The sequence below is a fragment of the Simplicispira sp. genome, from assembly GCF_028687295.1.
GTDB classification, from domain to species: domain Bacteria; phylum Pseudomonadota; class Gammaproteobacteria; order Burkholderiales; family Burkholderiaceae_C; genus Simplicispira; species Simplicispira metamorpha.
Window position 1 is genome coordinate 1 of sequence record NZ_JAQUAL010000115.1, and the last position, 10,490, is coordinate 10,490.

General features: G+C 61.2%; 12 protein-coding genes and 1 pseudogene. 1 reads left to right on the forward strand and 12 read right to left on the reverse strand.

Going from position 1 to position 10,490, the window contains the following annotated elements; genetic code table 11:
* The 12 genes and pseudogenes from PHX69_RS12115 to benA form a co-directional block, all read right to left on the reverse strand.
* Positions 1-130, reverse strand: a pseudogene (locus PHX69_RS12115) (acetaldehyde dehydrogenase (acetylating)); the annotation flags it as partial.
* An 18-nt stretch (positions 131-148) separates the two neighbouring features.
* Complete coding sequence (locus tag PHX69_RS12120) at positions 149-943, reverse strand: SDR family NAD(P)-dependent oxidoreductase (RefSeq protein WP_288043964.1); 795 nt, start codon at positions 941-943, stop codon at positions 149-151.
* A 12-nt stretch (positions 944-955) separates the two neighbouring features.
* Entirely contained in the window at positions 956-1,546 is a 591-nt protein-coding gene (locus PHX69_RS12125) for an antibiotic biosynthesis monooxygenase (RefSeq protein ID WP_119013107.1), read from the reverse strand.
* A gap of 19 nt (positions 1,547-1,565) precedes the next feature.
* Positions 1,566-2,348 carry a 2-oxopent-4-enoate hydratase gene (dmpE, locus tag PHX69_RS12130; protein ID WP_119013108.1) on the reverse strand — a complete coding sequence of 261 codons (783 nt, stop codon included), beginning with the start codon at positions 2,346-2,348 and terminating at the stop codon, positions 1,566-1,568.
* Between the two features lie 154 nt (positions 2,349-2,502).
* Positions 2,503-3,963 (reverse strand): 2-hydroxymuconic semialdehyde dehydrogenase, encoded by a 1,461-nt coding sequence (locus PHX69_RS12135; RefSeq protein ID WP_288043966.1) that lies wholly within the window; start codon positions 3,961-3,963, stop codon positions 2,503-2,505.
* 30 nt (positions 3,964-3,993) lie between these two features.
* On the reverse strand, positions 3,994-4,446 hold the full coding sequence (locus PHX69_RS12140) for a GlcG/HbpS family heme-binding protein (RefSeq protein ID WP_119013110.1): 453 nt from the start codon (positions 4,444-4,446) through the stop codon (positions 3,994-3,996).
* 35 nt (positions 4,447-4,481) lie between these two features.
* Positions 4,482-5,426 carry a catechol 2,3-dioxygenase gene (locus PHX69_RS12145; RefSeq protein WP_288043967.1) on the reverse strand — a complete coding sequence of 315 codons (945 nt, stop codon included), beginning with the start codon at positions 5,424-5,426 and terminating at the stop codon, positions 4,482-4,484.
* A gap of 27 nt (positions 5,427-5,453) precedes the next feature.
* Positions 5,454-5,810: a 2Fe-2S iron-sulfur cluster-binding protein gene (locus PHX69_RS12150; RefSeq protein ID WP_119013175.1), complete on the reverse strand. Its 357-nt coding sequence runs from the start codon at positions 5,808-5,810 to the stop codon at positions 5,454-5,456.
* Positions 5,811-5,827: 17 nt separating this feature from the next.
* Positions 5,828-6,613 (reverse strand): 1,6-dihydroxycyclohexa-2,4-diene-1-carboxylate dehydrogenase, encoded by a 786-nt coding sequence (locus tag PHX69_RS12155; RefSeq protein ID WP_119013112.1) that lies wholly within the window; start codon positions 6,611-6,613, stop codon positions 5,828-5,830.
* Positions 6,610-7,626, reverse strand: coding sequence for a benzoate 1,2-dioxygenase electron transfer component BenC (gene benC / locus PHX69_RS12160; RefSeq protein WP_288043969.1), 1,017 nt, complete (start codon positions 7,624-7,626; stop codon positions 6,610-6,612). The genes PHX69_RS12155 and benC overlap by 4 nt, the downstream gene beginning before the upstream one ends.
* A gap of 34 nt (positions 7,627-7,660) precedes the next feature.
* Positions 7,661-8,146 (reverse strand): benzoate 1,2-dioxygenase small subunit, encoded by a 486-nt coding sequence (gene benB / locus PHX69_RS12165; protein ID WP_288043971.1) that lies wholly within the window; start codon positions 8,144-8,146, stop codon positions 7,661-7,663.
* Positions 8,146-9,486, reverse strand: a complete 1,341-nt coding sequence (benA, locus tag PHX69_RS12170; protein WP_288043975.1) for a benzoate 1,2-dioxygenase large subunit — start codon at positions 9,484-9,486, stop codon at positions 8,146-8,148. The genes benB and benA overlap by 1 nt, the downstream gene beginning before the upstream one ends.
* Before the next feature lie 720 nt (positions 9,487-10,206).
* On the opposite strand from benA, the gene PHX69_RS12175 reads away from it, so the two are divergent.
* A partial coding sequence (locus tag PHX69_RS12175; protein ID WP_288043974.1) for a XylR N-terminal domain-containing protein occupies positions 10,207-10,490 on the forward strand: 284 nt, incomplete at its 3' end.

Here is a 10,490-nt window from a genome sequence, read left to right on the forward strand (position 1 = left end):
TCAGGCCGTCGGATTCGGGGTCGATGCCGACCATCCAGACGGGCTCGAGCACGGGGCTGCGCTGCAGCTTGGCCAGCAGGTCGGTGCCGATGTTGCCCGGGCCTATCAGGGCGCATTTGATTTTTTGCATGAAAACGGGTTCCTTCCATTAAATAAGAGAGCGCACCACGCCGCCTTCGACGTGCAGCGCAGCGCCATTGGTGGCAGCGGAGCGCGGGCTACAGACGTAAGTCACCATGGCGGCGATTTCTGCTGGCTCGATGAAACGCTGCAGCAGCGAGGTGGGCCGGGCAAACTTGAAAAAGTCGTGTTCGGATTGCTCCAGCGTTTGGCCGGCATCGCGTGCCAGCGTGGCAAAAAAGTCACCCACGCCTTCGGTGCGGGTCGGGCCGGGCAGCACGCTGTTGACGGTGACGCCAGTGCCGATGCAGGTTTCTGCCAGGCCGCGTGATACCGACAGCTGGGCCGATTTGCTCATGCCGTAATGCACCATTTCAGCGGGCGGACAAATGCCCGATTCGCTGGAGATGAACACGATGCGGCCCCAGTTGCGCGCCTTCATGCGCGGCAGGTGGTGGCGCGACAGGCGCACGCCGCTCATCACGTTGACCTCGAAAAAGCGCGTCCAGTCCTCGTCGCCAATCTGCTCGAACGGCTTGGGCTCGAAGATGCCCAGGTTGTTGACCAGAATGTCCAGCTCGCCGGCGCCGTCCAGCAATTGCTGGCAACCGGCGGCGGTGGACAAATCGGCGGCCACCCCGCTCACCACGGCACCGGCCACCTCGGCCTGGATGCGCGCGACGGCGCTGGCCAGCCGGGCCGGGTCGCGGCCACTGAGCACCACATGGGCGCCCTCGGCAGCCAGTTCACGGGCACTGGCCCAGCCAATGCCGGAGGTGGAGCCGGTGACCAGGGCACGTTTGCCTTTGAGTAAAAGATCCATACCAAGTCCTTGTCAGGTGTTGTCGCGCGCAGGCGGGTACAAAAAAGGTTTGAGCCAGGCGGTGAGCCGGGGCGCCACGACCCAGGTCATGATCAGCACCACCAAGGCGGTGATGACCATCACGCGCGGCAGCAGCGGCCAGCGCTCCAGCCACGGGGCCACCACCAGAAACAACATGAATACCGTGGGACAAATGCCCAACCAGGTCACCACCGCCACCTTCCAGCGCGGCGGCGGCTGGTGTGCCGGAGCCCCCGCAGTCGCAAACCAATGCCCCAGACCGCTGACCTCGCGCAGTTTGCTGCTGCTGAAGGTGTGTGCGGCCATCGCCTCCAGGCACCGCATGCGCTCGGGCGAGGTTTGCCAGGCTTGCAGGTGCGCGGGGTTGTCAAAGGCAAACACCGTGTGGAACAGGTTGTGCTCTTGCTCGTCGGCATCGGCCTCGGGGCGCACCAGGTGTCCACCCAGATAGCCCGCAAACCGGCTGGCCGCTGCGGTCATGGCATCGGCGGCTTGCATAAACTCGGCCTCGTGCCCGGGCTTGACGCGGCGCGACACCAGCACGGTGACGGCGCTGGCAGAGGGGTGAACGGCTGTGGCCATGGTCTGGCTACCTACACGCTCAGGAGAAACGCACCGAGCAGTTGCCCAGCCCGCCGATGGAGACGCGGAAGTTGTCGCCCGCCTTGGCTGGCGACATGGCCGCCAGGGCGCCCGACAGGATCACTTCGCCCGCCTTCATGCCAATGCCCAGGCGGCCCAGCGTATTGACCAGCCAGGTCACCGCGTTCACGGGCGAGCCCAGCGCGGCAGCGCCAGCGCCGGTGCCGATGATTTCGCCGTTTTTCTCCAGCACCATGCCGCAGGTGGACAGGTCGATGCGGCGGGGGTCCACTGCGCGGTCGCCCAGCACAAACACGCCGCAGGAGGCGTTGTCGGCCACGGTGTCCTGGATCTTGATCTTCCAGTCGCGGATGCGCGAATCGACGATCTCGAAGCACGGCATCACGCACTCGGTGGCGGCCAGCACGTCGGCGTTGCTGATGCCGGGGCCCATCAGGTCTTTTTTCAGGATGAAGGCGATTTCGCCCTCGGCCTTGGGCTGGATCAGCGTGGAGGTGTCGATGGCGTCGCCCTCGTTGTAGATCATGCCGTCCAGCAGATAACCAAAATCGGGTTGGTACACGCCCAGCATGTTCATGACTGCCGCCGAAGTGACGCCGATTTTCTTGCCCACCACGCGCTCACCCGCCTGCACGCGGCGCGCCACCATGCGCTGCTGCACGTGGTAGGCGTTTTCGATGGTGATGTCGGGGTAGCGGCTGGTGAGCGGATCGACCACGGTCTGGGTCGTCATGGCCTGGTACAGCTCGTCGCCCAGGGTTTCAATCAGTTTTGCATCCATTGCGGTTCCATCCGGTAGGTGGGTAAAGAAATAATGGTGTTTTCAGCCTCTAGCCCTTGTGGAATAAGCGCTAAAAGCTATCAAAAAATGAGCTTTTCAGCAGCAGGTCACAGCCGTGACTGCACGGCCCTGCCGCTGTGGGCACACCGGGCGATCAGTACTTGATCATCACGTTGCGCAGCTCGGTATAGAACTCCAGCGAATGCACACCGCCCTCGCGGCCAATGCCCGACTGCTTGGAGCCACCAAACGGCGTGCGCAGGTCGCGCAGGAACCAGCTGTTGATCCAGCACAGGCCCACTTCGATCTGCGTGGCCAGGCGGCTGGCGCGGCCGATGTCTTGCGTGTAGATGGAGGTGGCCAGACCGTACTGGGTGTCGTTGGCCATGCGCACGGCTTCTTCTTCGGTGTCGAAGGGCTGGATGTGGCAGCAGGGGCCAAAGATTTCTTCGCGCACCACGCTGGCCGTTTCGGGCAGGCCCGTCCAGATGGTGGGCTGCACCCAGCAGCCGTCTTTCAGGTCGTCGGGCATGTCGGGCACGCCGCCGCCAAAGACGACGGTGGCGCCCTCTTCCTTGGCTTTGGCGTAGTACGACAGCACCTTCTTCTGGTGAACCTTGCTGACCAGCGGGCCGATCTTGGTGTCGGGGTCAAAGGGGCGGCCAGGCTTCATGGTTTCGGCCTTGACTTTGAGGGCAGCCACAAACTTGTCGAAGATGGGGCGCTCCACGTACACGCGCTCGGTGCCCAGGCAGACCTGGCCGCAGTTTTCAAACACCGAACGGGTCACGGTGTTGACGGCATTGTCGAAGTCGCAGTCGGCAAACACCACGGCAGCGTTCTTGCCACCCAGCTCCAGCGACACCGGGCGGATGCCATCGGCAGCGGCCTTCATGATGGCGGTGCCGGTTTTGGTTTCGCCTGTGAAGGTGATGCCATTCACACCGGGGTGGGCCGTGAGGAAGGAGCCTGCCGAGTTGGTACCAAAGCCGTTGACCACGTTGTACACGCCGGGGGGCACGCCCACCTTGTTCATCACCTCGCCCAAGAGCGTGGCGGTGCTGGGCGTGGCCTCCGAGGGCTTGACCACCACGGTGTTGCCGCAGGCCAGCGCGGGGCCGGCCTTCCAGGTCATCAGCAAGAGTGGCAGGTTCCAGGGGCAGATGATGGCGATCACGCCGCGCGGCGTGCGCACACCGTAGCTGCGGGCGGTTTTGCCATCGGGAGTGCGCATCTCGAAAGACTCGGTCGAGACGTTCTTGATGGTGTCGGTAAAAATCTTGAAGTTGGCTGCACCGCGCGGAATATCGATGTGCGAGGCCAGGTGGGCGGGCTTGCCGGTGTCGGCAATTTCAGCCTGCAAGAAGTCATCAAAACGGTGGTTGATCTCGGCCACCAGACCATCGAGCATGGCGCAGCGCTCGACCACCGAGAGCTTGCCCCAGGGGCCGTGCAGCGCAGCACGGGCAGCGGCCACGGCGGCATCGACCTCGGGCTGGCCCGCCTCATGCACCATGCCGATCAGCGAGTTATCGACCGGGTTGCGCTTTTCGTAGGTCTTGCCACTGGCATTGCCGACGTACTCGCCGTTGATGAAGTTCAGGATCTGTTTCATGGTGTGATCAAAGTGATGCAGTTGAAGGGGTTAAGCCAGGCCAATGGCCTTGAGCCCGGCCTGGGCGATGGCTTCATCTTCCTGCTCGGAGCCACCGGAAACCCCGATGCCACCGATGCGCAAGCCGTTCTCCAGAATCGGCAGTCCACCGCCAAAGGCGACAAAGCGCGGGCGCAGCACGAGGCCCTCGCGCACGGCTGGCGAATGTTCTTGCAGGACTTTGTGCCACTGCGATGTGGCCAGCCCAAAGCTGGCTGCGGTATAGGCCTTGTCGATGGCGATGTCGATGGAGTGCAGCGGCGCACCCGGCATGCGCAAAAACGCCACCTGCACACCGCTGACATCCACCACCGCCACGTTGACGGCCACGCCCAGCGCTTGCGCATAGGCCACGCTGGCGCGCACCGCATCGCTGGCGGCCAGCACATCAATTAACCGCTGGCCTACGCTGCGGGTACCGGAAGAGCTAGGAAAGTTGTCCATAAGTTCGTGTCGTTGGGTGTGAAGGTGGCCGACGATCAGGTGTACACCTCGGTGAAGGAGGACACCAGTTCGCCGGTGTGATAGAAAATTCCGGAGCCAAGCTTATCTTCCGTCCAGGTGGTCACGGGGCGGTCGGGCTGGGCCAGGTAGCCCAGGCCGGCAAAGGTTTCGTTGCGGTTGCCGCTGGGGTCAAAGAAGTAGATGGTTTCGCCGCGCGTGATGCCGTGGCGCGTGGGGGCCACGTCGATCTTGACCTTCTTCTTGGCCATGACGTCGGCAGCCTTGAGCACGTCGTGCCACGAGTCGAGAAAGAACGAGATGTGGTGCAAACCGTTGGTCGGGCCGCCCACAAAAGCGATGTCGTGCGGCGTGGTGGTGCGGAACATCCAGGTCGCAGCCTGGATGTTGCCCTCGGGCCCCACCAGCACTTGCTCGGACAAACCAAAGTCCAGCACTTCCGACATGAACTTGGTGTTCTCGGCCACGCGGTTGATGCCTTCAGCGGGGTTGAGCTCGCACATCAGCAGCAGGTGGTCCAGCCAGTGGGCGCCAGCGCCTTTGAGGTCATCGGGCCACGGGTCAGGGTTGGTGGTGCCCACGTCGGTGCCCACGTACTCCTTGGTGGCGTACAGGCGCATTTCGTGCGTGCTGGGCAGGTTGAACTTGAGCACACGGCCCGTGGCGGGCATGGTGCCTTCGGCCAGCATCTCGGTGGCAATGCCATACGCTTCAATGCGCTGTTGCAGTGCATCCAGGTCGGCTTCGCGGCGCACCTTGTAGGCCACGTGGTTGATGCCAGCGCGGTCGGAAGGGGTCAGAACCAGGGAGTACTTGTCCCACTCGTCCCAGCACTTGAGGTACACGTTGCCGTGCTCGTCTTGCAGGGTGGTTTTCATGCCAAGCACGTTTTCGTAGTGCTTGACGGCAGCCGCCATGTCCATCACTTTGATGCTGACGTGGCCAATTCGCATAACGCCCATTGCTATCTCCTGTTGGTATGTCAATTGTCAGATTGGTGTGGAATCCGCCGCTGGGGCGGGCTTCCTGGAAAAAGGCTTGAGCAGCCTGCCTGCCACCTCCAGCCGGACTGCCGTGACCGGGGTCACGCGACAGGCCAGGGTGATGCCTTGTGCCTCTTCTTCGATAGAGACATGCGCCCGGCTGATCGGCCCGCACGATTGCACTTGCCCCGACACGATGCGCACCTTGCACACGCCACAGCCACCGCTGACGCAGCCCGCCGGTATGCCCTTGCGACCCAGCTTGAGCATGCCCTTGAGCAGGTTCTCATTGGTGGCGCAGGCATAGATCTCGCCCGACTGGGCGATCTCCACGCTGACTTTGGGATGGGTGTCGAAAAACATGGTCGGCGCCCAGTGCATCAGCCCAGATCGCCGCCGCCCACCGGCAGCACCGTGCCGGTGATGTAGGACGACTCATCCGAGGCAAAGAACAAAATCGGCGCAATCTGCTCGTCCAGCGTGCCGTAGCGGTGCATCAGGCTGGAGGCCTTGGTCTGGTCCACGATGGCCTGGTACCAGACTTTTTCCTGCCGGGTTTGCTTGGCGGCATTGCGCGGAATCTTGCGGGGCGGCGCCTCGGTGCCACCGGGGGCAGTGGCGTTGATGCGGATGCCGTTTTGCGTGTGCTCCATGGCCAGCGATGCCGTCAGGGCATTGACGCCGCCCTTGGCCGCCGCATAGGGCACCCGGTTGACTCCGCGCGTGGCAATCGACGAAACGTTGACGATCACGCCCTTCTTTTTCTTGAGCATGGCCGGCAGCACGGCGCGGCAGCACCACAGGGTCGGGAACAGGGAGCGCCGAACCTCGGCCTCGATCTGCGCTTCCTCATAGTGCTCGAAAGGCTTGGCCCAGATGGTGCCGCCCACGTTGTTGATCAGCACATCGACGCGCTTGTACAGCTTCAGGCACTCGGCCACCATGGCCTGGGCACCGGCAAAGGTTTCCAGATCGGCCTCAAAGGCCGCTGCCTTGCCGCCAGCCGCAGTGATCTCGGCCACGGTGTCCTTGACCAGGTCAGAGCGGTCTACGGCCAACACGCTGCCCCCTTCGGCGGCTACACGCTGCGCCACGCCCTGGCCAATGCCCTGGGCAGCGCCCGTGACAATCACCACCTTGCCAGTAAATCGGTGTGCGTGGCTCATGCGGCCCCCGTCTCGTTGGTGGAAGAAAATTTCTCGAACAGGAAGTTCTGGGGCTGTACGCCCACACCCGCCATCCACTTGCGCACGCCTTCGACCATGGGCGGTGGGCCGCACACATAGACATCGACGTTGCCGTCATGCAGGTCGTGGGCCGACAGGTGGCTGGTCACGTAGCCCTGTTTGGGATGGTCACTGGCGACATCGACCACCGTGGTGAAGTAATCAAAGTCAGGCAGGGCCGCCTTGAGCGCATTGAGCTGCTCCAACTCGACCAGGTCATCGTTGGTATTGACGCCGTAGGCCAGGCGGATAGGGTGCGCTGGCGGGTTGTCCTTGAGCGACAACAGCATGGACAAAAACGGCGCCAGACCCGTGCCACCGGCCAGCATCAGCACGGGCCGCTGCACCGGGCGCAGGTAAAAGCTGCCATACGGCCCGGTGAACATCATGAAGTCACCCACCTGCGCCTTGTGGCGCATGAAGGTGCTCATCATGCCGTCGGGCACATCGCGGATCAGGAAGGACTGCTCCAGCTGGTTGGGCGCCGAGCTGAAGGAGTACGAGCGCGTGTCCTTGCTGCCAGGCACCAGCAGATTGACGTACTGCCCTGGCAAAAAGGCCACCGGCCGCTCGGACTTCACCGTGAACGACACCGTGGTGGCGGAGTCGCGGTTGATGCTCTGCAAATGGCTGCCGTGCGTGCCTACTTCCGTCTTGCAAGCCGCCGACGAAGCCGGCACCTTGATGACGCAATCGGAGGTAGGCTTCATCTGGCAGGTGAGCACATAGCCTTGATCGGCCTCTTCGTCGGTCATGGCGTCTTCGATATAGACGCCCATGGTGAAACTGCCACTTTCGCAATGGCACTTGCAGGTGCCGCAAGCACCATCCCGGCAATCGAGCGGGATGTTGATCTTGGCCCGGTAAGCGGCATCGCAAACCAGTTCATCGGCATCACAAGCAATGATGCGCGAGACACCGTCCTCGAACTGAAGCGCAATGTTGTAAGACATGGAATCGTTTCCTCTGAGAAGTGGCAGCCCGCTATCAGATGTGATAGACGTCGAGCCAGTGGTGAATGCGATCGTTCTTCAGCACCACGTACTTGCGCTGGATCAGCGGCGTCTCACCCGAGGTGTTGATGGTGTAGATGGAGTAGCCAAAGTACGTATCGACGATGTTGTAGCGATAGGCGTGGGTGGTCCAGTTGAAGCGCACTTCAATGCTGTTTTCGTCCTGCTTGAGCACTTCGATGTTGCTCAGCGCGTGGCCGGTGCGGGTGTCTGGAATGGCAGAGGCAGCACGCTCGGTTTCGATGCGGAAGATGCGGTCTTCCAGACCGGCACGGCTGGGGTAATAGATCAGCGAAACCTCTTTTTGCGGGTCTGTGGTGAGCCCGCCGTCGTCGTCCCAGGCAGGCATGTGGAAGTTGACATCCGGTGCGTAAAACGCCAGCCAGTCATCCCAGCGGCGATCGTCAAGGGCACGCGCTTCCTGGTACAAAAAGGTTTGAATGGATTCGTAGGACAACATTATTTTTCTCCTTGCTTTTGTTCTGCGGCGCACGCTTTTTTCATGGTTTCAAGCCAGTACTCGTGCTGGCCTATGTACAAGCCCTCGTCTTCGGTCTTGACGCAGCTCAGCTCGGGCTTGAGGCCGATCAGGTCGGCGGTGGCGTCTGGCCCCCGAACCCAGTGCGTGGCACCCCGGCTCATGTCGTTCCACTTGACGATGCTGGCCTCAAAGCCGGTCTGGCAGGCACGGAACTCCTCCAGATCGTCGGGCGTGGCCATGCCGGTGGCGTTGAAGAAGTCTTCGTACTGGCGCAGGCGACGGGCGCGGGCCTCAGCCGGTTCGCCCTTGGGCGCGATGCAGTAAATGGTGGCTTCGCTCTGGTTGACCGAGATCGGGCGGATGGTGCGGATCTGCGAACTGAACTGGTCCATCAGGTACACGTTGGGGTACAGGCACAGGTTGCGCGACTTGCGCAGCATCCAGTCGGCGCGGTCTTCGCCAAACTTTTCTACCCACTCGGCGCGCTTGGCCCACAGCGGACGGTCTTCCGGGTTGGCCCAGTTGGTCCACAACAGGATGTGGCCGTGCTTGAAGGAATAAGAGCCACCGCCTTGCTGCGCCCATTTGCCAGCGCTCATGGCCTTGATGGTGTCCACCTTGCCATCGGCACCACGGCGGCCCGTGGTGGCGGCGTAGTTCCAGTGCACGGCGGTGACGTGGTAGCCGTCAGCGCCGTTTTCAGCTTGCAGCTTCCAGTTGGCGTCAAAGGTATAGGTGGATGTGCCGCGCAGCACCTCGATGCCTTCGGGCGACTGGTCCACGATCATGTCGATGATCTTGGCGGCTTCGCCCAGGTGCTCGGCCAGGGGCAGCACATCGGCGTTGATGCTGCCGAACAGGAAGCCACGGTAGCTGTCAAAGGCACCGATGCGCACCAGGTCGTGGCTGCCTTCGTGGTTGAAGCTGGGTGGGTAACCGGCATCGGCGCTCTGGTCTTTGACCTTGAGCAGCTTGCCCGCGTTGTTGAACGTCCAGCCGTGGAACGGGCAGGTGAAGCTGGACTTGTTGCCCTTTTTGTGGCGAGCCAGCGTGGCACCACGGTGGGTACACGTATTGGCAAAGGCGTTGAGCTTGCCGTCTTTGCTGCGCGTGATCATCACCTGCTGGCGACCGATGTACACCGTGAGGTAGTCGTTGATGTTGGGCAGCTGGCTTTCATGGCCCAGAAAAACCCAGTTGCCTTCGAAGATGTACTTCATCTCCATCTCGAACAGCTCTTCGTCGGTGAAGGCGGCACGGTCGAGCCGATAGACGTGCTTGACGGGATCATCTTCAAGCATGGATTCCAACTGGTTCATCTTGGCCAAGTTGTCTTGATTATTTTTCACTCTGATCTCCTGCTCTCTTCTTTAAAAATGATTCGATATCTTTTTGGATACAGCCACGCCGGCGGCAAACTCATGCAACCCCACTTCAATACTGCGGGGCAATCGGTAACGAATCGGACAACCTGGCGAAATACGCACCTTCTTCAAAACTGAATTCATCATGTCTCCTTGCCTTTTTTAATTTCACATGATCAAACCAAAGTCAGCCATCAGCGCTTAGCAATCTGTCCACCACATTCCAGCCATATCGATCTAAGCGACCATTCATTGCAATCGACGTGCCAGCTTTGACGGCCTGCGCAGCCACAGGCACTCTCCCTCTGAAAAAGGCCCAAAACGGCCTCAAAACCTAGGGATTACCACTAGAAAAACAAAGTAATCCACAGGCATATAGAGATAAAACAAAAATCAACCCAGGGTTTACACCTAGAAAAGCAAAGAACCCAATGAACCAAATGAATCACATCATCCAGAGGGCTGCGGTGTAATATGTATCTTTTGATTCAGCCACCAATAGCACAGCCCATGCACAGCCTGAATCCAGGCAGCCTGTCAAAATAATGGTGCTTATCCGCCCCAGCACCCAGGAAAAATGGCATGGCTTGCACCCCGACAGACAAGCCACCAAAATGCAGCCTCAATAGAGACAACCATGAAGACCCAATATCTTCTTTTCACTGAAGCGCTGCCTTGAACTCGAAAGCCACACCCGCCAAGAACACGCGATCGACTGAATCGCGCGTAGCCCCCAGCATTGCGCCAGCCCCGCCACTGCCGCATGGCAACCGCACGGTCTTCAACGCCAGCAATGCCGAGATCGACAAGGTGCGCTTCCCCAATCTGGTCGATCTGATGGGGCGCCTGCACTTTTCCACCAGCGACGGCAGGATCTGGCTGGATGACCAGCGCATGCTGCTGGTGCATGCCAAAGCACTGGGTGCGCTGCGCAAGGAGCTGATAGAGCATGTGGGCAC

Bases quoted from the DNA above. Each gene is read 5' to 3' on its own strand.
- PHX69_RS12135 (WP_288043966.1), bottom strand. From the start codon at position 3,963: ATGAAACAGATCCTGAACTTCATCAACGGCGAGTACGTCGGCAATGCC.
- dmpE (WP_119013108.1), bottom strand. From the start codon at position 2,348: ATGGATGCAAAACTGATTGAAACCCTGGGCGACGAGCTGTACCAGGCC.
- benA (WP_288043975.1), bottom strand. From the start codon at position 9,486: ATGAACCAGTTGGAATCCATGCTTGAAGATGATCCCGTCAAGCACGTC.
- PHX69_RS12125 (WP_119013107.1), bottom strand. From the start codon at position 1,546: ATGGCCACAGCCGTTCACCCCTCTGCCAGCGCCGTCACCGTGCTGGTG.
- PHX69_RS12140 (WP_119013110.1), bottom strand. From the start codon at position 4,446: ATGGACAACTTTCCTAGCTCTTCCGGTACCCGCAGCGTAGGCCAGCGG.
- benC (WP_288043969.1), bottom strand. From the start codon at position 7,626: ATGTCTTACAACATTGCGCTTCAGTTCGAGGACGGTGTCTCGCGCATC.
- PHX69_RS12120 (WP_288043964.1), bottom strand. From the start codon at position 943: ATGGATCTTTTACTCAAAGGCAAACGTGCCCTGGTCACCGGCTCCACC.
- benB (WP_288043971.1), bottom strand. From the start codon at position 8,146: ATGTTGTCCTACGAATCCATTCAAACCTTTTTGTACCAGGAAGCGCGT.
- PHX69_RS12155 (WP_119013112.1), bottom strand. From the start codon at position 6,613: ATGAGCCACGCACACCGATTTACTGGCAAGGTGGTGATTGTCACGGGC.
- PHX69_RS12150 (WP_119013175.1), bottom strand. From the start codon at position 5,810: ATGTTTTTCGACACCCATCCCAAAGTCAGCGTGGAGATCGCCCAGTCG.
- PHX69_RS12145 (WP_288043967.1), bottom strand. From the start codon at position 5,426: ATGGGCGTTATGCGAATTGGCCACGTCAGCATCAAAGTGATGGACATG.